At 73.9% G+C, this 26,212-nt stretch carries 26 protein-coding genes; 6 read left to right on the top strand and 20 right to left on the bottom strand.

Translation table 11 applies throughout. The annotated features are described in order from the left end of the window. Position 1: 1 nt before the first annotated feature. Both AC3AQ1_RS00595 and AC3AQ1_RS00590 read right to left on the bottom strand, forming a co-directional pair. Positions 2–436, bottom strand: coding sequence for an NUDIX hydrolase (locus AC3AQ1_RS00595; RefSeq protein ID WP_108717399.1), 435 nt, complete (start codon positions 434–436; stop codon positions 2–4). Between the two features lie 31 nt (positions 437–467). Next, on the bottom strand, positions 468–1,859 hold the full coding sequence (locus AC3AQ1_RS00590; RefSeq protein ID WP_108717398.1) for a UTP--glucose-1-phosphate uridylyltransferase: 1,392 nt from the start codon (positions 1,857–1,859) through the stop codon (positions 468–470). Positions 1,860–1,903: 44 nt separating this feature from the next. Here AC3AQ1_RS00590 and rnhA point away from each other — a divergent pair, with 44 nt between their 5' ends. The 3 genes from rnhA to AC3AQ1_RS00575 are packed head-to-tail and all read left to right on the top strand — an operon-like array spanning position 1,904 to position 4,787. Continuing rightward, positions 1,904–2,401 carry a ribonuclease HI gene (gene rnhA / locus AC3AQ1_RS00585; protein ID WP_108717397.1) on the top strand — a complete coding sequence of 166 codons (498 nt, stop codon included), beginning with the start codon at positions 1,904–1,906 and terminating at the stop codon, positions 2,399–2,401. Positions 2,402–2,437: 36 nt separating this feature from the next. Beyond that, positions 2,438–3,604, top strand: coding sequence for a phosphodiester glycosidase family protein (locus AC3AQ1_RS00580; protein ID WP_108717396.1), 1,167 nt, complete (start codon positions 2,438–2,440; stop codon positions 3,602–3,604). A 1-nt stretch (position 3,605) separates the two neighbouring features. After that, on the top strand, positions 3,606–4,787 hold the full coding sequence (locus tag AC3AQ1_RS00575; protein WP_108717395.1) for a bifunctional glycosyltransferase family 2/GtrA family protein: 1,182 nt from the start codon (positions 3,606–3,608) through the stop codon (positions 4,785–4,787). Here AC3AQ1_RS00575 and AC3AQ1_RS00570 read toward each other — a convergent pair. Genes AC3AQ1_RS00570 through AC3AQ1_RS00560 form a run of 3 tightly spaced genes read right to left on the bottom strand, consistent with a single transcriptional unit; the run spans position 4,751 to position 7,015 of the window. Then, on the bottom strand, positions 4,751–5,269 hold the full coding sequence (locus AC3AQ1_RS00570) for a PH domain-containing protein (RefSeq protein ID WP_108717394.1): 519 nt from the start codon (positions 5,267–5,269) through the stop codon (positions 4,751–4,753). The genes AC3AQ1_RS00575 and AC3AQ1_RS00570 overlap by 37 nt on opposite strands. Positions 5,270–5,279: 10 nt before the next feature. Further along, entirely contained in the window at positions 5,280–5,909 is a 630-nt protein-coding gene (locus AC3AQ1_RS00565) for a class I SAM-dependent methyltransferase (protein ID WP_108717393.1), read from the bottom strand. Next, the gene (locus tag AC3AQ1_RS00560; protein WP_108717392.1) at positions 5,906–7,015 is read right to left on the bottom strand and encodes a zinc-binding metallopeptidase family protein; all 1,110 of its coding nucleotides are present in this window, start codon (positions 7,013–7,015) and stop codon (positions 5,906–5,908) included. The genes AC3AQ1_RS00565 and AC3AQ1_RS00560 overlap by 4 nt, the downstream gene beginning before the upstream one ends. A gap of 71 nt (positions 7,016–7,086) precedes the next feature. Between AC3AQ1_RS00560 and AC3AQ1_RS00555 the strand changes: the two genes are divergently transcribed. Continuing rightward, complete coding sequence (locus AC3AQ1_RS00555) at positions 7,087–7,896, top strand: siderophore-interacting protein (RefSeq protein ID WP_108717391.1); 810 nt, start codon at positions 7,087–7,089, stop codon at positions 7,894–7,896. A gap of 53 nt (positions 7,897–7,949) precedes the next feature. Here AC3AQ1_RS00555 and AC3AQ1_RS00550 read toward each other — a convergent pair whose 3' ends face one another. The 8 genes from AC3AQ1_RS00550 to hemE form a co-directional block, all read right to left on the bottom strand. Beyond that, on the bottom strand, positions 7,950–9,266 hold the full coding sequence (locus AC3AQ1_RS00550; protein WP_108719858.1) for a glutamate-1-semialdehyde 2,1-aminomutase: 1,317 nt from the start codon (positions 9,264–9,266) through the stop codon (positions 7,950–7,952). Next, on the bottom strand, positions 9,263–10,231 hold the full coding sequence (hemB, locus tag AC3AQ1_RS00545; protein WP_108717390.1) for a porphobilinogen synthase: 969 nt from the start codon (positions 10,229–10,231) through the stop codon (positions 9,263–9,265). Before hemB ends, AC3AQ1_RS00550 begins: the two co-directional genes overlap by 4 nt. After that, positions 10,228–11,142 (bottom strand): uroporphyrinogen-III synthase, encoded by a 915-nt coding sequence (locus AC3AQ1_RS00540; protein ID WP_108717389.1) that lies wholly within the window; start codon positions 11,140–11,142, stop codon positions 10,228–10,230. Before AC3AQ1_RS00540 ends, hemB begins: the two co-directional genes overlap by 4 nt. Continuing rightward, positions 11,139–12,077, bottom strand: coding sequence for a hydroxymethylbilane synthase (gene hemC, locus AC3AQ1_RS00535; RefSeq protein WP_108717388.1), 939 nt, complete (start codon positions 12,075–12,077; stop codon positions 11,139–11,141). Before hemC ends, AC3AQ1_RS00540 begins: the two co-directional genes overlap by 4 nt. Then, positions 12,074–13,318: a ferrochelatase gene (locus AC3AQ1_RS00530; RefSeq protein WP_108717387.1), complete on the bottom strand. Its 1,245-nt coding sequence runs from the start codon at positions 13,316–13,318 to the stop codon at positions 12,074–12,076. Before AC3AQ1_RS00530 ends, hemC begins: the two co-directional genes overlap by 4 nt. Beyond that, positions 13,315–14,001: a hydrogen peroxide-dependent heme synthase gene (gene hemQ, locus AC3AQ1_RS00525; protein WP_108719857.1), complete on the bottom strand. Its 687-nt coding sequence runs from the start codon at positions 13,999–14,001 to the stop codon at positions 13,315–13,317. The genes AC3AQ1_RS00530 and hemQ overlap by 4 nt, the downstream gene beginning before the upstream one ends. Before the next feature lie 71 nt (positions 14,002–14,072). Then, positions 14,073–15,404: a protoporphyrinogen/coproporphyrinogen oxidase gene (locus tag AC3AQ1_RS00520; protein WP_108717386.1), complete on the bottom strand. Its 1,332-nt coding sequence runs from the start codon at positions 15,402–15,404 to the stop codon at positions 14,073–14,075. Continuing rightward, complete coding sequence (gene hemE / locus AC3AQ1_RS00515) at positions 15,401–16,489, bottom strand: uroporphyrinogen decarboxylase (protein ID WP_108717385.1); 1,089 nt, start codon at positions 16,487–16,489, stop codon at positions 15,401–15,403. Before hemE ends, AC3AQ1_RS00520 begins: the two co-directional genes overlap by 4 nt. Positions 16,490–16,709: 220 nt before the next feature. Between hemE and AC3AQ1_RS00510 the strand changes: the two genes are divergently transcribed. After that, entirely contained in the window at positions 16,710–18,014 is a 1,305-nt protein-coding gene (locus AC3AQ1_RS00510; RefSeq protein ID WP_159096309.1) for a glutamyl-tRNA reductase, read from the top strand. 62 nt (positions 18,015–18,076) lie between these two features. Here AC3AQ1_RS00510 and AC3AQ1_RS00505 read toward each other — a convergent pair whose 3' ends face one another. The 3 genes from AC3AQ1_RS00505 to AC3AQ1_RS00495 all read right to left on the bottom strand — a co-directional run bounded on the left by AC3AQ1_RS00505 (position 18,077) and on the right by AC3AQ1_RS00495 (position 20,335). Next, complete coding sequence (locus AC3AQ1_RS00505; RefSeq protein ID WP_108717383.1) at positions 18,077–18,784, bottom strand: DUF1361 domain-containing protein; 708 nt, start codon at positions 18,782–18,784, stop codon at positions 18,077–18,079. A 4-nt stretch (positions 18,785–18,788) separates the two neighbouring features. Further along, positions 18,789–19,412: a thymidine kinase gene (locus AC3AQ1_RS00500; protein WP_108717382.1), complete on the bottom strand. Its 624-nt coding sequence runs from the start codon at positions 19,410–19,412 to the stop codon at positions 18,789–18,791. A 128-nt stretch (positions 19,413–19,540) separates the two neighbouring features. Next, a complete protein-coding gene (locus AC3AQ1_RS00495) occupies positions 19,541–20,335 on the bottom strand; it encodes a hypothetical protein (protein ID WP_108717381.1) in 795 nt (264 codons plus the stop codon). Positions 20,336–20,424: 89 nt separating this feature from the next. Here AC3AQ1_RS00495 and AC3AQ1_RS00490 point away from each other — a divergent pair, with 89 nt between their 5' ends. Then, the gene (locus AC3AQ1_RS00490) at positions 20,425–22,830 is read left to right on the top strand and encodes an ATP-binding cassette domain-containing protein (RefSeq protein WP_108717380.1); all 2,406 of its coding nucleotides are present in this window, start codon (positions 20,425–20,427) and stop codon (positions 22,828–22,830) included. 4 nt (positions 22,831–22,834) lie between these two features. On the opposite strand, the gene AC3AQ1_RS00485 is transcribed toward AC3AQ1_RS00490, so the two are convergent. The 4 genes from AC3AQ1_RS00485 to AC3AQ1_RS00470 form a co-directional block, all read right to left on the bottom strand. Further along, positions 22,835–23,083 (bottom strand): magnesium transporter, encoded by a 249-nt coding sequence (locus tag AC3AQ1_RS00485; protein WP_234417611.1) that lies wholly within the window; start codon positions 23,081–23,083, stop codon positions 22,835–22,837. A gap of 302 nt (positions 23,084–23,385) precedes the next feature. Further along, positions 23,386–24,426 (bottom strand): glycosyltransferase family 2 protein, encoded by a 1,041-nt coding sequence (locus AC3AQ1_RS00480; RefSeq protein ID WP_234417609.1) that lies wholly within the window; start codon positions 24,424–24,426, stop codon positions 23,386–23,388. 5 nt (positions 24,427–24,431) lie between these two features. After that, on the bottom strand, positions 24,432–24,872 hold the full coding sequence (locus AC3AQ1_RS00475) for a hypothetical protein (RefSeq protein ID WP_234417607.1): 441 nt from the start codon (positions 24,870–24,872) through the stop codon (positions 24,432–24,434). After that, positions 24,860–25,777 (bottom strand): hypothetical protein, encoded by a 918-nt coding sequence (locus AC3AQ1_RS00470; RefSeq protein ID WP_139986732.1) that lies wholly within the window; start codon positions 25,775–25,777, stop codon positions 24,860–24,862. The genes AC3AQ1_RS00475 and AC3AQ1_RS00470 overlap by 13 nt, the downstream gene beginning before the upstream one ends. Positions 25,778–26,212: the final 435 nt, after the last annotated feature.

Genomic DNA, 26,212 nt, shown 5'->3' with positions numbered 1-26,212 from the left:
CTCAGGGCCGCAGGTCGCCCGTCCAGCCGAGCGCCGTCCGGACGAGCTCGACGAGCGGGAGCGAGCCCACCGTCTCGAGCGGGTGCCACGCGGCGCGGTCGGTCGAGCCCTGGACCTCGTCGCGCGGCGTCCCGCCGAGCAGCCGGCCGCGGTACACGATGCGGAGCCCGTGCACCGGCTCGACGCCCGACTCGTCGCCGCCGGCCACGCGTACCACGAGCGAGTCGATCCCGAGGAGCTCGCCGAGCTCGATGTCGAGCCCGGTCTCCTCGCGCACCTCACGCACGGCCGCCTGCGCGGGGTGCTCGCCGAAGTCGACGCCGCCCCCGGGCAGCGTCCAGCGCTGCTCGCCGGTGAGCCCGGCGAGCAGCACCGCGCCGTCGTGCACCACGACGGCGTAGCCCGAGACGCGCGGATGGTCCGGCGCGTGCGTCACGGCGCCGCCGTCGTCCCGGACCGCCCGCCCGTCAGGCCAGCCCGTCCGCGGTGATCGTCGAGCCGCTCGGCACGGTGTGCGGCGCGTCGTCGTCGGCCGCGAGCACGGCGTCCCCGACGGCGCGCACGCCCTCCTCGAACGTCCAGTCACCCCGCACCGTGAGCGAGTCGGCCTCGAGGATCGAGGGCACGCCGTCGCCCAGTCGCGCCTCGAAGTCGGCGATGAGCTTGTAGTGGTCGTCCAGCGAGATGAGCGGAGCCGGCCGGCGCGCCACGAGGTGCGAGGCGTCGGTCAGCTCGTAGGCGTCCGAGCGCAGCAGCAGCAGGTCGTTCGTGGTCTTGACCGGCAGGAACCGCGCGCGCTCGACCTCGATGACCTTCGCGCCCGGGAACACGTTCACGGCCGCACCCATCGCGGTCTCGAGCTGCACGACCTTGGTGGAGGTCTTGTCGCTCGGGTCGACCGTCTTGAGGTTGCGGATGAGCGGGAGGGGCATCACGCCGTCGTGCTCGGCGAGCAGCGCCTTCACCTGGACGAGGTCGAACCACAGGTTGTTGGCGTGGAAGTACGGGTGCACGTGCCGGTCGTTGGCCACCTCCAGCTCCTCGGGGTAGGTCTGCGCGGTCTCGCGCTGGATGATCTGGCCGTCCGCCTTGCGCACCACGAGCTGGCCGCCCTTGACATCCGCGTCCGACTTCGCGACCAGCTCGGCCGCGTACGGCGCACCCGAGCCCGCGAACCACGCGGCGATCGCGGCGTCCGGGACGGCGCCGAGGTTGTCCGCGTTCGACACGGTCGCGTACCGGAAGCCCTGCTCCAGGAGCGTGTCCAGCACGCCCGAGGTCTGCAGCGCCGTGTAGATGTCGCCGTGCCCGGGCGGGCACCACTCCAGGCTCGGGTCCTTCTCCCAGGTGACGGGCTCGAGCGTGTCGGCCACGAGCTTCGGCTCGCGGTTCTGCACGAAGTCGGCGGGCACGCCGTCGACGGCGAGGTCGGGGTAGGCGGCGAGCGCCGCCAGGGAGTCCTCGCGGGTACGGAACGAGTTCATGAGCACGAGCGGCAGGCGCGCGCCGTGCTGCTCGCGGGCCGCGAGGACCTGGCGAGCGATGAGGTCGAGGAAGGTGGCGCCGTCGCGCACGGGCAGGAGGGACTTCGCGGCCTCGAGGCCCATCGACGTGCCGAGCCCGCCGTTGAGCTTGATGACGACGGTCTGGGCGAGGGCGGCGGACTCCGCCTCGGGGTCGGCGGCGAGGTCGGCCTGGCGGTCGATGTCGCGCAGGGGCTCGACGTCGGCCTCGCGGATGAGGCCGGTGGCGCCCGACTCGAGCTGGCGGTAAAGGCGGGCGAAGGTGGCGATGGCGAGGTCGGGGACCTCGGCGTCACGCATGCGGGCGGTGGCAAGGTCGAGACCGTGGTCGCTCATGGCGGCAAGCCTAGGGGCCGCCGGCCCTCACCTAGGGTGGGAACGTGACCGACGCCGCACCTCCCGACCGCGCCGACGCGACCGACGAGGGCGACCTCGTCGAGGCCTGGACCGACGGGGCGTGCAAGGGCAACCCGGGCCCCGGCGGGTGGGGTGCGCTGCTGCGTGCGGGGTCGCACGAGAAGGAGCTGTGGGGCGGGGAGAACCCGACCACGAACAACCGCATGGAGCTCACCGCGGTCATCGAGGCGCTGCGGGCGCTGCGCCGACCGTGCCGCGTGGTGCTGCACGTGGACTCGACCTACGTCATGCAGGGGATGTCCAGCTGGATCGTCGGCTGGAAGCGCAACGGCTGGCGCACCGCGGCCAAGCAGCCGGTGAAGAACGCCGACCTGTGGCAGGCGCTCGACGTGGAGGTCGCGCGGCACGACGTGCGCTGGGTCTGGGTCAAGGGGCACGCCGGCGACCCCGGCAACACGCGCGCCGACGCGCTCGCCAACCGCGGGGTGCTCGACCCACAGGGCAGCCACAGCACCACCTGAGGGCGGGCACGGAGGCGGTCCGTAGAACTCGGAGGCATGAACCCCGACCTCCGCTCCCCCGACGACGTCCCGCCGGACCGCTCCGAGCCCGAGCCGGCCGGGCCGACCCAGCCCGCCGAGCCGGCCGAGACCACCGCAGCCGAGCAGCCGGCCCGCGCGCCGCGCCGCAGCCTCGCCCGACGCCGTCGGGTGCGCCGCGCGATCCTCGCCGCGAGCCTCACCGTCGCGCTCAGCCTCGGCGGCGCGACCGCGTGGGCGCTCAACCGGTTCGTCATCGAGCACGTCGAGATCTCCGACGTCGCCGCGTACGAGGAGGCGCAGCGCGCGAGCAGCGACGCCACCAGCGACGCCGATGCGGCGGCGGACGCCACCGCGGAGGCGACGTCCGACGCGACGGCGGGCTCGACGTCGGGCACCGCCTCGGACGAGGGCACGACGGCGAGCGACGCCTCCGCGGCGACCGAGCCTCAGATCACCATCACCCAGGGCACGTACGGCTCCGGCGACGACGCCGCCACGTACTACGTGGCCGACGTGGTCGTCTCCGACATCACCCAGCTGCGGGCCGCCTTCGCGCAGAACGCGTTCGGCGAGAACATCACCGAGGACCCCTCCGACATCGCGAGCGACGCCGGCGCGCTCGTCGCGATCAACGGCGACTACTACGGCTTCCGCGACACCGGCATCGTCATCCGCAACGGGGTGCTCTACCGCGACTCCCCCGCCCGCACCGGAGCCGTCATCTACTCCGACGGCACGATGGCGATCTACGACGAGACGACCACCAGCGGCGAGGAGCTGATCGCCGACGGCGCGTGGCAGACGCTGTCGTTCGGTCCCGCGCTCGTGGACGACGGCGAGATCGTCTCCGGCATCGACCAGGTCGAGGTCGACACGAACGTCGGCAACCACTCCATCCAGGGCGACCAGCCGCGCACGGCGATCGGCATGATCTCGGCCAACCACTACGTGCTCGTGGTGGTCGACGGGCGCTCCGACACCAGCGCCGGGGTCACGCTCACCGAGCTCGCCGAGATCATGCAGAGCCTGGGCGCCACCGTGGCCTACAACCTCGACGGCGGCGGGTCCTCCACCCTCGTGGACTCCGACTACGACGTGGTCAACACGCCGTCGAACGACGGCGAGCGCGCGACGTCGGACATCCTCTACGTCACGGCCACCACCTCCGGATCGGACGAGTGAGATGGTCACGACGTGGGTGCTCGTCCCCGCCTACCAGCCCGACCACCGGCTCGTGGAGCTGCTCGGTGCCCTGCGCCGGGAGCTGCCCGGGGCGGGACTCGCGGTGGTCGACGACGGCTCGGGCGAGCGGTACCAGCGCGTGTTCGACGCCGCGGCGCGCCTCGGCGCGAGCGTGCTGCACCACCCGCGCAACCGCGGCAAGGCGGCGGCGCTGCGCACCGGGATGGCGTGGATCGCCGAGCTGACCCGCGGACGGGACGACGTCGTCGTGGTGTGCGCCGACTGCGACGGCCAGCACCGCCCGGGCGACGTCGCCGCCGTCGCCGACGAGGTCGCCCGGCGGCTGGCCGACGGCGAGCGGGACGTGCTCGTGCTCGGCTCGCGGGCCTTCACGGGCCGGGTGCCGCTGCGCTCCCGGATCGGCAACCGCGCGATGACCGGACTCGTCGCGCTCGCGACCGGACGGCGGATCGGCGACACGCAGACCGGCCTGCGGGGGTTCGGCGCCCGTTCGGTGCCGTGGCTCCTGCGGGTGCCGGGTGAGCGGTTCGCCTACGAGCTGCGCGTGCTGCTCGAGGCGGCGGGCCGGGGCGGACCGGTCGTCGAGGTGCCGATCGCCACGGTGTACCTCGACCACAACGCCTCCTCGCACTTTCGCCCGCTCGTGGACTCCGTCCGCGTGCTCGCACCGCTGCTGCTGTTCGCGGCGTCCTCGCTCCTGGCCGCCGCGGTCGACCTGGCGGGCGTGCTCCTGCTCGAGGCGGCCACCGGGAGCCTCGTGCTCGCCGTCGTGGGAGCGCGGCTCGCGAGCGCGTCGGTGAACTTCGCGCTCAACCGGCGAGCCGTGTTCCCTGGCGCCGCGCGCGGGCGAGCGGCGCTGCGCGGCCAGGTGCTGCGGTACGTAGGCCTCGCCGTCGTGCTGCTGGCCGCGGGCTACGTGGGCATCCGGGCGCTCGAGCACATCGGGCTGCCTCTCGTGGTCGCGAAGCCGGCGACCGACCTCGCGCTGTGGGTGGCGTCCTTCGTGGTGCAGCGGCGCGTGGTGTTCGCGCCCGGGCGCCGGGGTGCGTCGGGGGTCGAGCCGAGGCCGGCCGAGAGTGCTGGGACGAGCGCAGGCGCTGCGCTGGTGGCGGAGGGGGTGCCGGCTCAGCGCCCCGCCTCCTCCTCCCCCAGGGTGTCGTAGACCTCGTGGTAGAGCAGCGCGTGCACGCGCTCGACGCGCGGGATGTCGTCGAACTCCAGCGGGTCCTCCGACGCCGACTCGATGACGAGCGTGCCGGTGCGCAGCATCCGGTCGACGAACCCGTGCCGGAACTGCACGCTGTTGATCCGGCTGAGCGGGATGTCGATGCCGCTGCGGGTGAGCACGCCTGTGCGGTACATGACGCGGCGGTCCGTGATCACGAAGTGCGTGGTCCCCCAGCGCACGAGCGGCGCGATGAAGAGCCAGACGAACAGGGTCGTCCAGATCACCCCGACGGCGACTCCGGTCACCGTGGGCCACGGCTCGTCCGGGTCGGTGCGCAGCACCGCCCACCACGACCCGACCCCGACCGCCGTGACGAGCACCGCGGTCAGCGCCGGGAGCAGCAGCGCCTTCCAGTGCGGGTGCTCGTGGACCACCACGCGCTCGTCCGGCGCCAGCACGTCCTGCGGGTAGGCCATGCCGCTCAGGCTAGGCGGTCCGCGCCCGAGCGTCCGCCGCGCGCAGCACCGCCACGACGAACGAGGAATCCGGCGTCCACGGCCGCAGGTCCCACGTCCCGAGTCGGAGGTCCTCCACGAGGCCCGCGGCGGCGACGTCCTCGGCGAGCTGGGCGACGTCGTAGTCCCGCGCGGTCCCGAACCCGAGCACGATCCGCCCCTTGGGGGCGAGGTGGCGCGCGAGCGCGGCCAGGGTCTCGGCGTGGCTGCCCGGGGCGAGGAACGTCATGACGTTCCCGGCCAGCACGACGGCGTCGAACGGCTCCGCGATCCCCCGCGCCGGCAGGTCGAGGGTCGTCAGGTCGCCCTGCAGCCACGTCGGGCCGGGGTAGACCGCCTCGGCCTCGGCGACGAGCATCGGGTCGACGTCGACGCCGACCACCGTGTGCCCGCGCGCGTGCAGCGCCCCGCCGACCCGGCCGGTCCCCGCGCCGGCGTCGAGCACGCGCGAGCCGCGGGCGAGCATCGCGTCGACGAGGCGCGCCTCGCCGTCGAGGTCCGCGCCCTGCTCCCGCATGGTGCGGAACCGCTCGACGTACCACGTCGAGTGCGCCGGGTTGGCGGCGACGATCGCCTCCCACCTCGACGGCTGCCGCGTCATGCCGCACCCCCCGCGGAGGCGGGCGCCGCGACCGGCTCGTGCTCGCCGTCGGGCGCGGCCGAGGCGGCCGAACCGGCGGAGGCGTCCTGGACGACGCGGTGGACGAAGTCGAGCTTGCGGGCGACGGCGGCGACGATCCCGAACGGGTAGAGGTCGCCCTTGCCCATCGCCTGGTTCGCGCGGTTGAGCAGCTTGGAGCACCAGTACCAGTCCTGCAGCATCTCGCGCGCCTCGCGACCGTGGTAGCTCGTGCGCGGCGTGATGTCGCGCGGCAGGAGGTCCGGATGCCGGTCGGCGAGCAGCTCGACGCCCGCCTCTGCGAGCACGCCGAGGGTGTCCGTGATGTGCAGGTAGTGGGCCCACGTCTCCGCGAAGTCCTCCCACGGGTGCATGGTCGCGTACTCGGAGATGTAGCCCTGGACCCAGCCCTGCGGCGCGCCCTGGCTGTAGTGCCGCGAGATGGCGTCGGCGTAGGAGACACGCTCGTCGCCGAAGAGCTCGCGGCACTCCCCGATCCAGTCGGTCGTCTCCACGAGCACGCGCTGGTAGTAGTGCCCCGACTCGTGCCGGAAGTGCCCGAGCATCGTGCGGTACGGCTCGCCGAGGGAGACCCGCAGCCGCTCCCGGTGGTCGTCCAGGGACTCGGCGAGGTCGATCGTGATGATCCCGCCCGCGTGCCCGATCCGGACCGGGCCGTTGCCCGAGCGGGAGGACAGCAGGTCGAAGCCGAGGCCACCTTGCTGCTCGTACCACGGGGTGATCGGCAGGCCCAGGCTGGCGAGGTGGAGCAGCAGGCGCCGCTTGTCCTTCGCGACCCGCGCGAGCTTCGCGATCGCGAGGGTGTCGTCGGGCTCGGGGCTGCGCCGGGTCATCCGGCAGGCGGTGCACCGCGCGTCCCCCGAGGCCGTGTCGACGAGCCAGTTGCAGCGCTGGTCGCGGTTGCCGCACGCGACCCAGCGCGTCCCGTCGCGCTCCACGCCGTCGGGCAGGACCGGGAGGACACGCTGCGACGGCGGGTGGATCCCGATCTCCGTGCCGCACGAGGGACACGCGAGGGAGTCGGAGTAGGTGAGGCCGGAGCACTGCGGACAGCGGTAGTAGTGCACGAGGAGATGCTAGGTCCGTTCGTGCGGGATCCCCCCGGAACCGTGGCGGCGATGAGGTTAGGCTCACCTTCATGACTCGCCTTCGCATCGACCCGGTCAAGCCCGACACCGCGCGCGTCGTCCCCCTCACCGTGACGGGCAGCGAACGGATCAGCCCGCACGTGCAGCGCGTGACGCTCGGCGGGGCGGGTGAGATCGCCCCGCTCGGCTTCGACCAGTGGTTCCGGGCCCTCGTGCGCCGCCCGGGCCAGACCGAGCTGCACCTGCTCAAGGACGTCGGCCTCGTCTCCTACGTCCGGTACGTGACGCTCCCGGAGTCCGTGCGGCCCCTCCTGCGCAACTACACGGTCCGCGAGCTGCGCGGCGACGAGCTCGACGTGGACGTCGTGGTGCACGGCGAGGTCTCCCCCACCGAGGCCTCGTTCGCCTCGTGGGCCGTGCACGCCGAGCCCGGCGATCCCGCGGCCGTGCTCGACGAGGGCCGGATGTGGAACCCGCCCGCGGACACCGACTCCGTCCTCGTGGTGAGCGACGAGTCCGGGCTGCCGGCCGTCGCCGGGATCTGCCGCGACCTGCCCCGGGACGCACGCGGCACGGTGATCCTCGAGCTGCCGAGCGCCGAGGACGCCCAGGACCTCGGGGCGCCCGACGGCGTCACCGTGCAGCTCGTGGTGCGCACCGACGCGCACGCGCGGCCGGGCGTCGCGGCGCTCGCGGCGCTCGGCTCGGCGACCCTGCCCGACGGCGTGCCGTACGTGTTCGCGATCGGCGAGCAGGCGCTGGCGACCGGCGCGCGACGAGACGTGGTGGCCCGGGGCGTGCCGAAGGAGCACGTGTCGTTCTGCGGATACTGGAAGTTCGGGGCGCGCGCCTCGCGGTGAGGTGCATCCGCGTGCACCGCCGGGCACCACCGTGCCCCGAGGACGGTGCGCGCTCAGTGCTGCGGCGGCGGCGTGGCCGCGGCCGCCGCACTTGCCGCTGCGGGCAGCGCGCGCAGGATGCGGTCCAGCGCCGCGTCGTCGTGCGCTGAAGAGAGGAACCAGGCCTCGTACACGCTCGGCGGCAGGCTGACGCCCTGCTCGAGCATCGCGGCGAAGAACGGCGGGTAGCGCCAGTCCTCCTGGTCGCGGGCGTCGTCGTAGTCCCGCACCGTGCCGGTCCGGAACGCGATCGAGAACAGGTTGCCCGCCCTCGGGACCACCGCGGCGACGCCGGCCGCGGCGAGCTCGCGCTCCACGGCGTCGGCCACGACGCCGGCAGCGCGATCGACGTGGGCGTACACCGTGGCGTCGGCCAGGCGCAGGGTCGCGAGCCCGGCGGCCACCGCGAGCGGGTTCCCGCTCAGGGTGCCCGCCTGGTAGACGGGCCCGAGCGGGGCGAGCAGGTCCATGAGCTCGGGCCGGCCGCCGAGCGCGGCCAGCGGCATCCCGCCGCCGACGACCTTGCCGAACGTCACGAGGTCCGGCGTGAACGGCGTCTCGTCGAGGCCCCACCAGCCGGCCGGTCCGACGCGGAACCCGGTGAGCACCTCGTCGAGCACGAGCAGCGTGCCGTTCTCGTGACAGATCCGGGCCAGCGCGGCGTTGAAGCCGGGATCGGGCCGCAGCACGCCGGCGTTCGCGCCGGCGGCCTCGGTGATGACGGCCGCGATCCGGCCCGGGTGCGCCGCGAACGCCGTCGCCAGGGCGGCGAGGTCGTTGTAGGGCAGCACGAGGGTCTGCGCGGCGATCGGCTCCGGCACGCCCGCCGAGCCCGGCAGGCCCTGGGTCGCGACGCCGGAGCCGGCCTGCGCGAGGAGGCCGTCGGAGTGCCCGTGGTAGTGACCGGCGAACTTCACGACCAGCGGCCGCCCGGTCGCACCGCGGGCCAGCCGCAGCGCGGTCATCGTCGCCTCGGTACCGGTGGACACGAGACGCACCTTCTCCGCGCCCGGGACGCGGGCGCGGATCTCCTCCGCGAGCAGCGTCTCCCCCGGTGTCGGCGCCCCGAACGAGAGCCCGTCCGCGGCCGCCTGCTGGACGGCGGCGACCACCTCGGGGTGCGCGTGGCCGAGCAGCGCCGGTCCCCAGGAGCAGACCAGGTCGGTGTACTCGCGGCCCTCGACGTCCCAGACCGAGGCACCGCGGGCACGCACGAGGAACCGGGGCGTGCCCCCGACCGAGCCGTAGGCCCGGACCGGGGAGTCCACGCCGCCCGGGATCGCGTGGCGCGCCCGCGCGAACTCGGCCTCGTTGCTCCTCCCGCGCGTCATCGCAGCCACCGGGCGACCTCGGTCGCCCAGTAGGTGAGCACGACGTCGGCGCCCGCGCGGTGGATCGCGACGAGCGACTCGGTGACCGCGCGTTCGCGGTCGAGCCAGCCGTGCGCCGCCGCGGCCTCGACCATCGCGTACTCGCCGCTCACCTGGTACGCCCAGACCGGCACCGGGCTCGCGGCGGCGACCGCCGCGAGCACGTCGAGGTAGTGCGACGCGGGCTTCACCATGACGACGTCGGCACCCTCGGCGACGTCGAGCGCGGCCTCGCGCAGCCCCTCTCGCCCGTTGCCCGGGTCGAGCTGGTAGGTGCGCCGGTCGCCGGTGAGCGCGGAGTCGACGGCGTCGCGGAACGGTCCGTAGAACGCGGACGCGTACTTCGCGGAGTAGGCCAGCAGCGCGACGTCGGAGCGGCCCGCGTCGTCGAGCGCGGCGCGCACGGCCGCGACCTGGCCGTCCATCATGCCGCTCAGGCCGAGCAGGGCCGATCCCGCCTCGGCCTGAGCCAGCGCCATCGCGGTGTAGCGCTCCAGGGTGGCGTCGTTGTCCACCCGGCCCGCGCCGTCGAGCACGCCGCAGTGCCCGTGGTCGGTGAACTCGTCCAGGCACAGGTCGGTCTGCACGACGAGCGCGTCCCCGACCTCGGCGGCCACCGCGGCCGTGGCGACGTTGAGGATTCCGTCCGCGGCGTCGGCCGCGGAGCCGACGGCGTCGCGGTGCGCGGGCACGCCGAAGAGCATGACGCCGCGGACGCCCGCTTCCGCGGCCTCGGCCGCCGCCGCCCGGAGCGAGTCGAGGGTGTGCTGCTGCACGCCGGGCATGGACGCGATGGGGTGCGGCTGGGTGAGACCCTCGCGCACGAACAGCGGGAGCACGAGCCGCTCGGGGTGCAGCCGGGTCTCGGCGACGAGCGCGCGCAGCGCGGGGGTGGCGCGCAGGCGCCGGGGTCGGACGGTGGTCACGAGGCCTCCGGTGAGGGGGTGTCGGGGTGCGCGGTGTCGGGGTGCGCGGTGTCGGGGTGCGCAGGCGCGGGGATGCCCTCGAGCGCTTCGTCGAGCGCGTCGGCGAGCGTCATCACGAGCGTGAACGCGTCGGGCTGCGGGGCGACCGCGGCGACGGTCAGCCCCGCGTCGCGCGCGTGCTGCGCCGTCGTGTCGCCGATCGCGACGACGACCGGGACGGGCGCGCGGTCGCGGCCGAGGGTGATGTCGGCGAGGCGACGCGCGGTCGACCCGGACGTCACGACGGCGCCCAGGAGCGCGCCGCTCGCGAGTGCGGCCTCGAGCGCGACGCACGGCTCCTGCGGCTGCACGGAGTAGGCCTCGACGCGCTCGGGCACGAGCCCGAACGCCGACAGGCCGGCCACGAGCGTGTCGGGTGCGAGTGCCGACAGCGGCAGGAGCACGCGCTCACCCTCCCCGCCCACGGGCCACGCGGCGAGCAGGCCGGCGGCGGAGGCGCGCTCGGGCACGAGCTCGACCGCCATCCCCGCCGCCGTCGCCCGGGCCGCCGTTGCCGCCCCCACCGCGGCAACGCGCGCCCCGCCCACGTCCACACTGGCCGAGCCGGCGGCCTCGACGAGGGCGTCGACCGCGCGGGCGCTGGTGAGCACGAGCCAGTCCAGCTCGCCCGCGGCGAGGCGGGCGACGGCGACGGCGAGCGCCTGCGGGCTCGCCGGTGGTCCGTAGGTCTGCAGCGGGTCGAGCAGCGGGTAGCCCCCGCGCGCCCGCACCTGGGTCGCGAACGCGCGACCACGCTCGGCGTCGCGCGTGAGCAGCACGGTCCGGCCCCACACGCCGTCGCCCGTCGGCTCGTCGTCGGGCCGGCCGTCGGGCTCGTCCGCGAGCTCGCCGCCGGGCGTGGCGCCGGTCACGAGAGCAGCCCCGCCGCACCGTCGCGCAGGAGCGCCGCGACGACGTCGCGCGCCACGGACTCGGGGTCGGCCTCCCCGACGGCGACGCCGTCAGCCGCCGGCGCATTCCCCGCGCCCGCCGCGCCCAGTGGCGCCGTCGCGCGGACCGCGCGTGCTCCGTCGAGCGCGTACGCCTCGGCGACGAGCTCGCCGCCCGTGACCGAGACGCCGAGGGGTGCGGCGCACCCGGCCTCGAGGAGCCGCAGCACGATGCGCTCGGCCGTGGCCGCGCGCCGGGTCGCCGGGTCGTCGAGGGCCGCGACGGCGTCGCGCACCGCGGGCGGCGCGTCGCGGCGGACCTCGACGGCGAGCGCGCCCTGGGCGGGCGCCGTCGGCCACGCCACGAGGTCGAGCAGCTCGCTCGCCTCGCCGAGGCGGCCGAGGCGGTCCAGCCCGGCTGCCGCGAGCACGACGGCGTCCAGGCGCTCCTCCGGGGTGCGCGGGTCCTGCACGCGGCGCAACCGGGTGTCGACGTTGCCGCGGATGTCGGCGACGTCCAGGTCCGGCCGCGCGCGCAGCAGCTGGGCCCGACGCCGCGGGGAGCCGGTGCCCACGCGCGCGCCGACCGGCAGGTCCGCCAGCCGGGCGTCACCCGCGCCGACGAGGACGTCGCGGGCGTCCGCCCGCGCGGGCAGCGCGAGGAGCTCGACCTCCTCGTGCGGCGCCGTCGGCAGGTCCTTGCAGGAGTGCACGACGGCGTCGACGTCGCCCGCGAGCAGCGCGTCGCGCAGCGCGGTGACGAACACGCCGGTGCCGCCGAGGGAGGCGAGGCTCGCCGTCGAGCGGTCGCCGTGACTGGTCACGGTGACGAGCTCGACGTCGGGCACGTCCGCCAGGAGCGCTCGGGTCTGGGCGAGCGCGAGCGCGCTCCCCCGGGTGCCGACGCGCAGCGTCACGGGGCCAGCCCGGCGGCGGCCGGCTTGAACCCCGCCCGCACGTTCTCGCAGCACCCCGGCCGGCACACGTCGAACCACGGCCCGAGCTCGGTCACCGCGGGCCGCTCGGCCGTCGGCGTGCCGTGCACGCGCTCGAGGACGAGGTCGACCAGGCCGCTCACGTAGACCGGGTCGACGCCCGGGGTCGGCGTGCGCACGGCCCGCAGGCCGTGCTCGGCGGCCGTCTCCATGGCCTCCTCGTCCAGGTCCCACATGACCTCCATGTGGTCCGAGACGAACCCGAGCGGCACGATGACGACGGCGCGCACGCCCTCGCCGGGCAGCTCGGCGATCCGGTCGTTGACGTCGGGCTCGAGCCACGGCTGGCTCGGGGGCCCGGAGCGGGACTGGTAGACGAGGTCCCACCCCGGCTCCAGCCCGGTCGCCGCGGTGACCTGCTCCACCACGTACGCCGCGACCGCGCGGTGCTGCGCGGCGTAGGAGCCGCCGTCGCCGTGGCCGAGCCGCTCGTTGAGGTCGGCGGGTCCGGACCGGAGGGCGTCCGCCGTCGGGATCGAGTGGGTCGCGAACAGCACCCGCACCGCCTCGACCGGCACGGCGTCCTCGCCCGTGGTGAGATCGAGCACTGCGTCACGCACACCGGCGACGAACGCGTGCACGAAGCCGGGGTGGTCGAAGAACGGGCGCACCTTGTCGATGGTGACGCTCTCGCCCAGGCCGGTCGCCTCGAGCACGCGCGCGAAGTCCTCGCGGTACTGGCGGCAGGAGGAGAAGCTCGAGTACGCGCTCGTCGCGATCGCGATGAGGCGGGTGTCCCCCGCGTCGGCGGCCTCGCGCACGGCCTCCTCGAGGTAGGGCGCCCAGTTCCGGTTGCCCCAGTAGACGGGCAGGTCCAGGCCGCGGGCGTCGAGCTCGGCCTGCAGCGCGGCACGCAGCTGGCGGTTGTGCTCGTTGATCGGGCTCACCCCGCCGAAGTGGCGGTAGTGGTGGGCCACCTCCTCGAGGCGCTCGTCCGGGATCCCGCGCCCGCGCGTGACGTTGCGCAGGAAGGGGATGACGTCGTCCTGCCCCTCGGGTCCGCCGAAGCCGGCGAGCAGGATCGCGTCGTAGGCGACGGGCTCCTCGACGTGCTCCGGACCGGCGGCGGCCGCGGGCGAGGCGTACGGCACGACGGCGGGGCGGCCCGCGTCATCGCGGCCTCCGGCCGGGCTGGCGCCGTCGTGGTGGGTGACCGTGGTCATGAGACGACCTCCTCGATCTCGTCGACCCGCAGGAGCCGACCGGTGAAGAAGGGGAGCTCCTCGCGCACGTGGCGCCGCGCCTCGGTGGCGCGCAGGTGGCGCATGAGGTCCACGAGGTGCACGGGGTCCTCGGCCTCGAGGGCGAGGAGCCACTCGTAGTCGCCGAGCGCGAAGCTCGCGACCGTGTTGGTCTGCACCTGCGGGTACTCCGAGCCCTTGCGGCCGTGCTGCGCGAGCATGCCGCGGCGCTCCTCCTCGGGCAGCACGTACCACTCGTAGCTGCGCACGAACGGGTAGACGGTGAGCCACTCCTTGGGCGGCAGGCCGCGCATGTAGGCCGGGGAGTGGTTGCGCGTGAACTCGGCGTCGCGGTGCACGCCGAGGGCGTTCCAGACCGGGGCCATGGACGCGAACGGCTCGAGCCGGCGCATCACGCGCAGCGCGGCCTGCAGGTCCGCGGCGTCCGCTCCGGTCAGCCACACGAGCAGGTCGGCGTCGGCGCGCAGGCCCGAGACGTCGTAGGTGCCGCGCAGCGTGACGCCGTCGGGCAGGGCGACGTCGGCGAGCGCAGCGTCCACGCCGTGGCTGCCGCGTCGGCCGAACACGGCCCACAGCGCGTAGCCGAGGCGGTCCGGGGCGCCGGACTCGACGGCGGTGCCGGGGCCGTCGCCGTACGTCGGCATCGGGTCGGCGGGCGCGGCGGTGTCGCGGGCCGAGCTGCCGGGGGTGGTCGGTTCGGGGAGGGTCGACTCCGTCATGACCGTCCTTCCTGGTGGGGACTGGTGACAAGGCTGGGTGTGGTGCCGCTCGTGGTGCCGCTCGTGGTGGCGGTCGTCGGGCCGCTCGCCGTGTCCGTCGTGGTGCCGGCGAGGCTCGCGGCGACGCTGCGCGCGTGAGCCACGATCGCGGCGAGACCCGTGCGGCCCGAGGCCTCCCCGACGAGGTGAGCGGCGCCGTCGTGCGCCTGCTCGGGTGGCGCCCCCACGGCGATCGTGCGTGTCCACGTGCGACGCACGACGGCGAGCACGCGCGCCTCGGGCGCGCCGGAGAGCAGCCGGACGTCACGCTCGACGTCGCCGTCCGTGGGCGGGGCGTCGTAGGACAGCCGGACCAGCGCGGCGTCGCCCGCGAGCCAGGGCCACTTGACGCTGGAGTGCGTGAGCGCGCGGGCGGTGACCCCGGGCGCGTCCGGCGCGACGAGCACGCCGGTGCCGCGGGGGGCGCCCGTGAGGCCCTCGACGGCCGCCGCGACGACGGTGAGCGTGCGGCTCGTCGTCGCGGTCGAGGCGAGGCCCACGGCGGCCACGACCACGGGACCGGCCACGCGGATCTCGGCGAGCTCACCGGCGGTGACCGGGTCGTCGGTGCGCAGCGCGGCGCCGTGGGCGCGCGCGTCGGCGGCGAGCGCGGCCACGACCGCGCCCAGGCCACCCCGCACGCAGGCGACCTGCGAGCCGGCTGGGGCGGCCGCGCGCACCTGACGAGCGGCCACGGCGAGCCGCCGGGTGCGGGTGAGGGCGGACGCGAGCGGCGGCGAGGCGGTCGCCAGCGCGAGGTCGTCGGCGCCGGTGGAGTACACCCCGCGGACCACCGGGTCGACCAGACCGCGCACGACGGCGTCGCCCATCCGGGCGCGGACCACCGCGCCGAGCGTGGGGTCGGGCAGGCGGCGGCTCCTGCGCGGGAGGACGGCGTCGCACGCCGCGCGGACCGCGGCGACCGAGCCGATGGCGCGCACGACGTCGCGCGCGAGCGGCCGGCTCGGGATGCCGAGGACGGCCGTGGCGGGCAGGGCGCACGCCGTGCCGTCGGCGCGGTGCACCCACGCCGGGGAGTCCAGGGGCGGAGTGACCTCGCCGTCGAGCCCGAGGTCGGCCAGGAGCGCCGCGACCGTGCCGCCGCGGGTGGCGAACGACTCGGCACCAATGTCGAGCAGGCGGCCCGCGAGCTCGACCTGCTCGATCTGCCCGCCCAGGCGCGGCGAGGCCTCGCGCAGGATGACCGGCACACCGGCCACGGCGAGGTCGCGCGCCACGACGAGGCCGGCGATCCCCCCGCCGACGACCGTGACGACCTCTGCGGTCATCGCGCGTCCTCGCCGGTGCTCGCCCCGGTGGCCGTGACCTCGTGGACGAGCGCGACGATCCGCGTGAGCACGTCCGGGTCGGTCTCGGGCGGCACGCCGTGGCCGAGGTTGAGCACGTGCGCGGAGGCGGCGCGGCCGCGCTCCAGCACGTCGAGGACGTGAGCCTCGATCACCGGCCAGGGCGCGCCGAGCACCGCGGGGTCGACGTTGCCCTGGAGCGGCCAGCCGGGAACCGCGCGCGCGGCGTCGTCCAGCGGGGTCCGCCAGTCCACACCGACGACGCCGGCGCCGTAGTGCGGCAGCAGGTCGAGGATCGGGCCGGTCCCGGTGCCGAAGTGGACGGTGGGCACGTCCAGGCCGTCGAGCGCGGCGAAAGTCCGGGCGGTGTGCCGGGCGACCCGGGTGCGCCAGGACTCCCGCGACAGCGAGCCGGCCCACGAGTCGAACACCTGCGCCGCCGAGGCCCCGGCCTCGACCTGGGCGCGGAGGAACGCGCCCGAGGTCCGGGCGCACCAGGACAGGAGCGCGTCGAACGCCTCGGGGTCGGCGACCGCGAGCGCGCGGGCGCGCAGCTGGTCCTTGGACGGCCCACCCTCCACGAGGTAGGACGCGAGCGTGAACGGCGCTCCTGCGAACGCGATGAGCGGCGTGGCACCGAGCGCCTCGACCGTGCGCGCGACGGCGTCCCGCACCGGGGCGAGGTCGGCCGGGTCCAGCTCGGGCAGGTCGGCGATGTCGCGCGGTGTCCGGACGGGGGTGCCCAGGACCGGGCCGCGGCCGGGCACGATGCGCACGTCGACGCCGGCGAGCAGCACCGGCACGACGATGTCGGAGAAGAAGATGGCGGCATCCACGCCGTGGCGACGCACCGGCTGCAGCGTGATCTCGCTCGCCGTTGCCGGGTCGAGGCATGCGGCGAGCATGTCCCCGCCCGCGCGCAGCTCGCGGTACTCCGGCAGCGAGCGGCCGGCCTGCCGCATGAACCAGACCGGGACGTGCGGCGCCAGGCTGCCTCGGTACGCGCGGACCAGGGCCGCGTCGCTGGTGCGGCCGTCGACCAGCGGGTGCGTGGGAGACAGGGTCACCTGTTCATCCTGACACTCCCCGGACGCGTGTCAGGACGTACTGACGGGCTGTCGTGACGTGGGGTGCCGGCGCCGCGTGCACGCGACCCAGGGGGGCGCGGGCGGCGTGCTGACGCCTCGTCATATCGCCGTGACCTGCACGTTCGCTCCCCGTCACGTCGCCGCCAGGTGAGGTCACCCTCGTTGGGGCGGCCGTCGAACCGGTCGTAGCATGACGCCCGTGCTCCTGGCTCTGTCGCTCACCCACGCCTCCGCGGGGTTCGACGTCCTCGAGCGGGCGACCGCCGCCGTCGCCGGTCTGTCCCGACGCGAGCTCGTGGAGAGCACGCTGGCGCGGGACGAGGTGAGCGGCGCCGTCGTGGTCTCCACCTGCAATCGGCTCGAGGCCTACCTCGACGTCCCCGCGGAGCACGCCGACGAGGCCGCGACCCACATCGTGCGCGCCCTCGCCCAGCGCTCGGGCCTGCCCGACCTCGGCCACGGCGTGCGCGCCCGCACCGACGGCGACGCCGTGCACCACCTGTTCGCCGTCGCCTCCGGGCTCGACTCGCTCGTCCTGGGCGAGAGCGAGATCACCGGCCAGGTCTCCCGCGCGTACGACGAGGCGCGCCGACTCGGCGCCACCACCCCGGCGCTGGACCAGGTGTTCCAGCGCGCGATCCGGACCTCGCGCGAGGTCCGCAGCCACGCCCCGGCGCAGCCGGACGCGTCCGTGGTCCACCTGGCGCTTGACCTCGCGGCGAGCCGGATCGCCGACTGGCGCGCCACCCGCGTCCTGCTCGTCGGGACGGGGGCGCACGCCCGCACCGCCGTGCGCGCGCTCGGCGAGCGCGGCGCGCTACGGGTCGCGGTGTGGTCGGGCACCGGCCGGGCCGAGGCGTTCGCGCTGCGCCACGGGCTTGCCCCCGCCGCGGGTGCGCTGGCCGACGCCGTGACTGAGGCCGACCTCGTCCTCACCTGCACGTCGCGCACGGCGCTCGGCCTGCGCGACGTCCCGGCTCGCCGGCTGCTCGTGATCGACCTGGGGCTGCCGCGCAACGTCGACCCCGCGGTGGGCGAGCTGCCCGGCGTCGAGCTGCTGGACCTGGCCACCATCGCGCGGCACGCGGACGTGCCCGGCCTCGGCGGCGGCGTGGAGCGCGACGGCGAGGAGCTCGCCAACGTGCGCGACGCCGTCGTGCGCTACGTCGCGGACGTGGACGCGGCGCCGGCCGTCGTCGCGCTGCGGCGGCACGTGGAGGAGCTGCTGGAGTCCGAGCTCGTGCGCGCCCGGCGTCGGGCGCACGACGAGCACGAGGCCGCCCGCACCGAGGCGGCGCTGCGCCACCTCGTCGGCGTGCTGCTGCACACGCCGTCGATCCGCGCGCGCGAGCTCGCGGCGGACGGCGAGCTGGGGGCGTTCGCGGCGGGCGTCGAGGCGGTGTTCGGGCTGTGTGCGGCGCGCGACGGCGACGGCGCGAGGCCTGCCGAGGGCGACGGCGAGCACGGGGGCATGTCCGAGGGCGTGGAGCAGGCGCGCGGCTGAGCCTGTGCGCCCAGCTGCGCACCACGTGGACACCGCAACCGCCACGTCCACCCCGCACCGGCTCAGCCTGAGAGCGCGATGACGGCGCTGACGATCGGCCCGATCACCACGAGGAACATCAGCCCGAGGAAGAGCGCCGCGATCAGCGTGAACCCGATCGCGTTGCCGAGGTTCGCGGGCACCCGCAGGTGCCGCCACACCTTCGCCACGAGGCGCCACGGCTTGCGCACGTCCCAGCTGTTGAGGCGCAGGTTGCGCCCGAGGTAGATGCCGAACGCCACGAGCAGGAGCACCCCGGCGATCGCCAGCCGGGCCTCGGCGTACTGCAGCGGCTCGAGCGCGTCGTACCGGATCACAACCCACGCGAGCACCACGAGGAACACGTTGACCACGGTGTTCAGCACACCCGACATCGCGAGCGTGAGGACGAGGAGGACGTCGTACCACTCGGGCACGCCGTCGCCCGGGCGACGGTGGGACAGGTTGAGCTCGGTGATGAGGTAGCCCGCGTTCGGCAGCAGCAGGAGCCACGCGAGCAGGATGAGCGCGACGAGGGAGACGACGAGCACGGTCGGCGCGCCCGTGCTCAGCATCACGAGCACCGGCAGGAGCCCGACGCCGAGCACCAGCACCGGTGCGATCGACAGCCCGATGTTGAGCAGCATCGGCCGGTACAGCTCGGTGTGGAAGTAGCGCGCGCGGCCCAGCACCAGCGCCAGTGCGAGGACGTTCATCCCCACGACGCCGTAGATCGTCGCGTTCAGCAGCACCGGGCTAACCCTTCGCCGGGGCGGCGGCGAGCACGCCGTCGGACTCGCGCAGGTAGCACTCGGCACACAGCGACTCGTACGTCACCTCGCCCTCGTGGGCCACGGGTCCGGCGTCGATCGCCACCTGGCTGCCCGCGAAGACGAAGCGTCCGTCCACGAGACGCCCGTTGAACAGCGCCTTGCGCCCGCAGCGGCAGATGGTCTTGAGCTCCTCGAGGCTGTGCGCGATCTCCAGGAGCCGGCGCGAGCCGGGGAAGGCCTCGGTGCGGAAGTCCGTCCGAATGCCGTAGGCGATCACGGGGATGCCGTCGAGCACCGCGATCCGCAGGAGGTCCTCGACCTGCTCGGCCGTGAGGAACTGGGCCTCGTCGACGAGGAAGCAGGCCACCGGGTGCGGACCGGCGGCCCGCTGGAACTCCGCCCGGAGCGACGCGTCCTCGGGGACCACGAGGTCGACCCGTCGGCGGACGCCGAGGCGGCTCTCGATGTGGTCGGCGCCCTTCGTGTCCACGCCCGGCTTGGCCAGCAGCACGCGCTGACCGCGCTCCTCGTAGTTGTACGCGGCCTGGAGCAGGGCCGTGGACTTGCCGGAGTTCATCGCCCCGTACCGGAAGTAGAGCTTCGCCACCGGGCGAGTGTACGAAGACCGGGCCCCGCCTCGGCGGCGCCGGGCCGTGGCCGGACGCCGAGGAGGTCCGTGCGGGAGCCACCGAGGGAGATCGCCGACGCCCGACGCCCGACGCCCGACGGCGAGCCTCAGCTCTCCGTGAGGTCCCGCCGGCGCACGGTGCGCGCCGCCCGCGCCGCGAGCCGCCCGGTCAGGCCGCTCCGACCCGCCCGCAGGCGCTGCCAGTCCTCGACCGGCGGGCCGCCGGCGACCCGCTTCGGCAGCCCGACGACCGCCACCAGCCACTCCGGCCAGCCGAGCAGCCGCGCGAGCGCCATGATCCGCTCGGACTCGTTCTCGCTCTCTCCGAGCTCCTCCCCCAGCAGCTCGACCGCGTCCTCGCCGGCGTCGGGTCGCCCGCTGAGCCGCGCGAGCGCCCGCCCGCCGTGCGCGCCCTCCGGCCCCCACGCGAACTCGTCGCCCGGCCGCGCCGCGTGCGCGTCGGAGAGGTAGTCGACCAGCTGCTGCTCGCCGTCGAAGGCCGCGATCGTGAGCAGGGTCTCGGCGCGCACGACGGCGCAGATCACCTCGGGCCGACCGCTCGCCCCCTCCGGGGCGAGGGTCTCGGCGGACTCGCGCTCGCCGTCGGGCACGTGCTCGGGCGAGGCGTCGTCCGGCGAGCCGGACCCCGGCGCGAGGTCCCGGGCGAGGTCGCGCGCGAGCTCGGGCAGCGTCCGTCGCTCGGAGGCGACGTGCCCGAGCGGGTCCTCGGCGACCGCGACGGTCCAGGGCTCCTCGCCGGTGGGCGCCGGGGACACCCAGCCGCTGAACCGCGCGACCGAGAGGGACTCCAGCACGGCGTCGCGGGCGCCCCGCGTCAGGACCAGGCCGTAGGACGGTCCGACGGCGCGGCCGCCGTCGATCGAGAACGGTGGCATCACCATGGCGTCAGTGTCGCACCGACGCCGTACGCTCGGCCGGACCGCACCCGGCGCGGTCGGCGAGGGCGCCAGATCGACACCAGGAGAGCGCGATGTACCCCACGAGCCCGATCGACGCGGCCAACCCGACCCGTCCCGCCGCACCGGCGCACCCCGCCGACGGCCACCACACCATCCGCGTGCTCGGCGCGCGCGAGAACAACCTCAAGAACGTCGACGTCGAGATCCCGAAGCGCCGCCTCACGGTGTTCACCGGGGTCTCGGGCTCGGGCAAGAGCTCGCTCGTGTTCGACACGATCGCCGCGGAGTCGCAGCGCCTCATCAACGAGACCTACCCCGCGTTCCTGCAGGGCTTCATGCCCTCCCAGTCGCGGCCGGACGTCGACGTGCTCGACGGCCTCACCACCGCGATCATCGTCGACCAGGAGCGGATGGGCGCGAACCCGCGCTCCACGCTCGGCACCGCGACCGACGTCAACGCGCTGCTGCGGATCCTGTACTCCCGGCTCGGTCAGCCGCACATCGGGGCCCCGAACGCGTTCTCCTTCAACGTCGCCAGCATGTCCGGCCAGGGGGCCGTCACGGTCGAGAAGGGCGAGACGACCGTGAAGCAGGTGCGCCGCTTCAGTATCCAGGGCGGCATGTGCGCGCCGTGCGAGGGTCGCGGCAGCGTGAGCGACATCGACCTCACCGCGCTGTTCGACGCCGACAGGTCGCTCAACGAGGGCGCGCTCACGATCCCGGGCTACTCGATGGAGGGCTGGTACGGGCGCATCTACCGCGGCGTCGGCTACTTCGACCCCGACAAGAAGCTGCGCGACTACGGCGAGCGCGAGCTGCACGACCTCCTCCACCGCGAGGCCACCAAGATCAAGGTCGACGGGATCAACCTCACCTACGTCGGCCTCATCCCGCAGATCCGCAAGTCGTTCCTCAGCAAGGACGTGGACGCGATGCAGCCGCACGTCCGCGCCTTCGTGGAGCGGGCCGTCACGTTCACGGCCTGTCCCGCCTGCCACGGCACCCGACTCAACGAGACTGCGCGGTCCTCGCTCATCGACGGCCGCAGCATCGCCGACGTGTGCGCGATGCAGATCAGCGACCTCGCGGCCTGGGTGCGCACGCTCGAGGCGCCGAACGTCGCGCCCCTGCTGGAGTCGCTGCGGGACACGCTCGACGCGTTCGTGTCGATCGGCCTCGGCTACCTCTCGCTGGACCGGGCCGCGGGCACGCTGTCCGGCGGCGAGGCGCAGCGCACCAAGATGATCCGGCACCTGGGCTCCTCGCTCACCGACGTGACCTACGTCTTCGACGAGCCCTCGATCGGGCTGCACCCGCACGACGTACAGCGCATGAACGACCTGCTGCTCCAGCTGCGCGACAAGGGCAACACGGTGCTCGTCGTCGAGCACAAGCCGGAGACGATCGCAATCGCCGACCACGTGATCGACCTCGGCCCGCTCGCGGGGTCCGCCGGGGGCGAGGTCGTGTTCCAGGGAACGCTCGACGGTCTGCGCGTCAGCGGCACGCTGACCGGGCGGCACCTCGACGATCGGGCGAGGCTGAAGGCGCAGGTGCGCTCGCCGTCGGGCCGGCTGGAGATCCGCGGTGCGCGCACGCACAACCTGCGCGACGTCGACGTCGACGTCCCGCTCGGCGCGCTGGTCGTGGTGACCGGCGTCGCGGGGTCGGGCAAGAGCTCGCTCGTGCACGGGTCGCTCGCGCGGCGCGAGGGCGTCGTGGTGGTGGACCAGGGCGCGATCCGCGGCTCCCGGCGCTCCAACCCCGCGACCTACACGGGCCTGCTCGAGCCGGTCCGGAAGGCGTTCGCGAAGTCGAACGGGGTGAAGCCGGCGCTGTTCAGCCCGAACTCGGAGGGTGCGTGCCCCACGTGCAACGGCGCCGGGGTCATCTTCACCGACCTGCCCACGATGGGCACCGTCTCCAGCCCGTGCGAGGACTGCGAGGGCCGACGCTTCCAGGCGGCAGTCCTGTCTTACCAGCTCGGCGGGCGCTCGATCGGCGACGTCTTCGAGATGTCGGTGACGGAGGCAGCGCAGTACTTCGCGGCTGGTGAGGCCCGTGTTCCGAGCGCGCACGCGATCCTCACCCGGCTGGCCGACGTCGGCCTGGGGTACCTCACGCTCGGTCAGCCGCTCACCACGCTCTCGGGCGGCGAGCGTCAGCGCCTCAAGCTCGCGACGCACATGGGTGAGACGGGCGGCGTGCTCGTCCTCGACGAGCCCACGACCGGCCTGCACCTCGCCGACGTCGAGCAGCTGCTCGCGCTGCTGGACCGCCTCGTCGACGGCGGGCGCTCCGTGATCGTGATCGAGCACCACCAGGCCGTGATGGCGCACGCGGACTGGATCATCGACCTGGGCCCCGGGGCGGGGCACGACGGCGGACGCGTCGTTTTCGAGGGACCGCCGGCCGAGCTCGTGGCCGCGCGGTCGACGCTCACCGGGGTGCACCTGGCGGCCTACGTCGGGGGGTGAGCGATCAGACGTGCGGGAGGTGCGGGAGGTAGAGCACCGTCGCGAACAGGAACAGCACCGCGATGCCCGCGAAGTCGTTGATCGTCGTGATGAAGACCCCCGTACCCGCGGCCGGGTCGAGTCGCACGCGGGTGAGCACGAGCGGGACGACGACGCCCACGACGGCAGCCTGCACGATGATGACGACGAGGGTGAGCGCCGCCGTCAGCGCGAGCCAGAGCGGCGCCTCGAGGTCGGTGAGCGCGCCGAGCACCGTGATCACCGTGGCGGCGACGAACGCGACGGCCAGGCCGTTGAGCAGCGCCCCGAGGAACGACCGTCACCGCCGCAGTCGGGATACATGCTGTCCGACATCAAGACGCGCATCGAGGTCGGGCGCTCCTTCGCGAGGTGCTCCGCTTCCCGGTTCACGTCGGCGGCAATATGGGCGTCCGCCGGCGACACCCCCTCGAGATGCTGCGCACGCCCGACCACCTCGCCGCCGCCGACAACCGGCTGTGGGTCTGAGGCCGCCACATCGCCGGCCCCGGGCGCGATCGCCCGGGGCCGACGACGTCACCGGATGATGGTGATGGTCGCGGTCACGGCCGGATCCGGCGTCTCGTGCGTGGTGAGGCCGTGTGCGGTCTTCTCCCAGTAGTGCGGCCGCACGATGAGCTGCCCCAGCGCCTTGTACGACGCCACCGAGTGCAGCACCCAGTAGAGCGGGTTCAGCATCGCCCACCAGATGAGCGAGAAGTCCCCGCGCTTCCAGGGGCCGAGCATGTTCAGGTAAACAATCAGACCGCTGCCGACGAGGAAGTTCAGCAGAACAAGCGCCAACACGGGTGTCGGGAACAGCGGCTCGACGATGTCCGTCGGCAGCGCCCAGGTGAACACCGTCAGCAGAACCAGGGGCAGCACGCCGAGGAACGTCAGCGGTGTTCCGGCGATCAGCATCAGGAAGCCCAGGAACCGCTTGACCCCGATGCGCCGGATCAGCTGCAGCGGCGAGCGCGCGTGAACGAGCGTCGTCTGCATGTAGCCCTTGATCCAGCGGCTGCGCTGACGCACGAAGTTCGGGATCGAGGTGTTCGCCTCCTCCATCGTGACCGAGTCGACGATGCCCACCTGATAGCCCTGGGCGCTTGCGCGGATGCCGAGGTCGGCGTCCTCGGTGACGTTGAACGGGTCCCATCCGCCGAGGGTGCGCAGCGCATCCGTGCGGAAGTGGTTCGAGGTGCCGCCGAGCGGGATCGGCAGCGAGTTTACGTCGAGCCCCGTGAGCATGTAGTCGAACCAGTACGAGTACTCGAGCGTGAACATGCGGGTCAGCAGGTTCTCACGCACGTTGAAGTAGTTGAGCGAGGCCTGCATGACCACGGTGTCCTCGGAGGCGTTGCGGAACGCGACGATCACCTTCTTGAGCTGCAGCGGATCCGGGGCGTCCTCCGCGTCGTAGATCACGAGATACTCGCCCGTCGCGATCGCTAGGCCCACGTTGCAGGCGCGCGGCTTGGTCTGCGGGTGCCCCTTCGGGACCACCACCACGGTGAAGTTGTCCGGGGTCGGCGAGGCCTCGATCGCGGCGCGCGTCTCGTCGTCCTCCTCTTCCACCAGGATCAGGATCTCGAGCTTGTGGGCCGGTAGTCGAGGGCGCCGAGATTGGTGACGAGCTGATGGACGATGTTCGCCTCGCGGAACACGGGCACCAGCACCGTGTAGGTGGGCAGTTCCTCGTCGGTCAGCGCCGCGAGCTCTGCCGGATCGATGCGATCAGCCAGGTCGTATCGCGCTCCCGCGAGGGACACATGGAACTTGAACGCCGTCGCGATGAGGAACAGCACACTCACCACCAGCAGCGTCACGATGACGGTCGGGCGCCACGCCGCCACCAGCGCGATCACGTACAGCACCGCCGCGACGACGAGACCGATCCCCTGGGGACGGGTCAGCACGGTGCGGGCAGACAGCAGCGGGTCACGCTCCCACAGGCCCATAGAGGCCTCATGCGCGATGTGCTCCGGGACCTCGATGGAGCGGACCGGCATCAGAACGGCCATCCCGTCAGCAGCGCCTGCATCCACTCATCCACCGGCCGGTAGATGAGTAGCGCCGACGTCCATCCTGTCACGAGCAGGACCACGGCACCAAGCCGCAGGGTCCATCGGGTGCGGAAGCCGCGGCCTCGCACCGACGCGATGACGACAATGCACAGAAGCACAAGCAGGAACGCGGCACCCGACGACTCGGCGGGCAGGACGCCGACGACGAACATGAGGACGATCGATCCCATCAGCAGAACCGGCGCGACAGCGGCCACGGGGTGGCGGCGCACGAGAGCGAGCGCCACACCGACCACCGCAGGAACGTAGTAGAGCCAGGCCCAGGGCTGCGCGAAGAACGTCCGTGTGCGCTCGACCCTCTCCGGCGCGAAGCCGACGTGGAGACCATCGACGGCGAGGAGGGGATCGGCCAGGAAGATCTCACCGAGCAGCGCGACCGAGGCGAACGCGGCGACGGTCGGAAAGGCCATCGTCAGCGCCGTGCCGACACGTGAGCCGTGCCGCGAGTGCGGCAGGAACGGGCCGACGCACGCGGCGATCAGGATGGAGAACGCGAATGTAGGCGCCGTCAGAGCGGCCGCGGCGAACAGCAGACCCGCGCGGAACCCGGCCTGGGTGTTCGCGAACACGACGAACCGGACGAGATCGATCAACCCCATCGTAAACAGGGTCAGGCCCAGGAAGACCTCGACGTTCGTCGTCGCGAGGAACGCGAACAGAGGAGTGCCTCCTACCACGATGGCGAGCAGGACCGGGTCGGCACCGGAGCGACCCTGACGCAGCGACCACTCGGCGAGCCGCTGCAGCAGAAAGCCCGCCGTCAGCGCGCCGACGATCCCCAGTCCGACCGCGCCCCCCGGCACGATGACCGCCAGAAGCGTTGCGATCGGTGGGTAGAGCATCCCGACCGTCTCGATCGAGACAGGTCGGGTGAGGACCTCATGGGCGGTCGTCACCAGGACGGCGTTCGCCGTGGAGTTCTGGAGGTAGCCGCCGCCGGCGGCGTCGAGAAGCAGAACGAGCAGGATGAAGGGCAGCGCGAGGGCTCCCCGAAGCAGCCACCGTTGCCAGGAGGACGCGGGGAACTTCGGGACGTGCCCGGTTCTCCCCTTCGCGGCGACGTGGACGGCTTTTCAGGGAGCTGCGCAACGAGGATCGGGACACCGCCGTAGTCACTGCCACACTGTAGGTGAGGCACACTAGGGTTTGGATATCCTGGCAAGATCTGTCGAACGGCGGGCGCCGCCCGCATCGCGATCTAGACCCTCGTCACCCTCGTCGGTGAGAGCGGCTTCCGCTTGGACTGCCCCGTCTCCGTGGTCACACTCGAGATGGAC

The sequence above is a fragment of the Miniimonas sp. S16 genome, from assembly GCF_057748195.1.
This window is presented reverse-complemented; position numbering and strand designations above follow the sequence as displayed.

What these genes read in the sequence shown, in the direction of transcription:
- AC3AQ1_RS00490 (WP_108717380.1), top strand. Translation starts at nt 20,425, where the DNA reads ATGTACCCCACGAGCCCGATCGACGCGGCCAACCCGACCCGTCCCGCC.
- hemQ (WP_108719857.1), bottom strand. Translation starts at nt 14,001, where the DNA reads ATGCCGACGTACGGCGACGGCCCCGGCACCGCCGTCGAGTCCGGCGCC.
- AC3AQ1_RS00470 (WP_139986732.1), bottom strand. Translation starts at nt 25,777, where the DNA reads ATGCTCTACCCACCGATCGCAACGCTTCTGGCGGTCATCGTGCCGGGG.
- AC3AQ1_RS00530 (WP_108717387.1), bottom strand. Translation starts at nt 13,318, where the DNA reads ATGACCACGGTCACCCACCACGACGGCGCCAGCCCGGCCGGAGGCCGC.
- AC3AQ1_RS00555 (WP_108717391.1), top strand. Translation starts at nt 7,087, where the DNA reads ATGACTCGCCTTCGCATCGACCCGGTCAAGCCCGACACCGCGCGCGTC.
- AC3AQ1_RS00495 (WP_108717381.1), bottom strand. Translation starts at nt 20,335, where the DNA reads ATGGTGATGCCACCGTTCTCGATCGACGGCGGCCGCGCCGTCGGACCG.
- AC3AQ1_RS00575 (WP_108717395.1), top strand. Translation starts at nt 3,606, where the DNA reads ATGGTCACGACGTGGGTGCTCGTCCCCGCCTACCAGCCCGACCACCGG.
- AC3AQ1_RS00565 (WP_108717393.1), bottom strand. Translation starts at nt 5,909, where the DNA reads ATGACGCGGCAGCCGTCGAGGTGGGAGGCGATCGTCGCCGCCAACCCG.
- AC3AQ1_RS00570 (WP_108717394.1), bottom strand. Translation starts at nt 5,269, where the DNA reads ATGGCCTACCCGCAGGACGTGCTGGCGCCGGACGAGCGCGTGGTGGTC.
- AC3AQ1_RS00520 (WP_108717386.1), bottom strand. Translation starts at nt 15,404, where the DNA reads ATGACCGCAGAGGTCGTCACGGTCGTCGGCGGGGGGATCGCCGGCCTC.
- AC3AQ1_RS00590 (WP_108717398.1), bottom strand. Translation starts at nt 1,859, where the DNA reads ATGAGCGACCACGGTCTCGACCTTGCCACCGCCCGCATGCGTGACGCC.
- AC3AQ1_RS00475 (WP_234417607.1), bottom strand. Translation starts at nt 24,872, where the DNA reads ATGGCCGTTCTGATGCCGGTCCGCTCCATCGAGGTCCCGGAGCACATC.
- AC3AQ1_RS00550 (WP_108719858.1), bottom strand. Translation starts at nt 9,266, where the DNA reads ATGACGCGCGGGAGGAGCAACGAGGCCGAGTTCGCGCGGGCGCGCCAC.
- AC3AQ1_RS00580 (WP_108717396.1), top strand. Translation starts at nt 2,438, where the DNA reads ATGAACCCCGACCTCCGCTCCCCCGACGACGTCCCGCCGGACCGCTCC.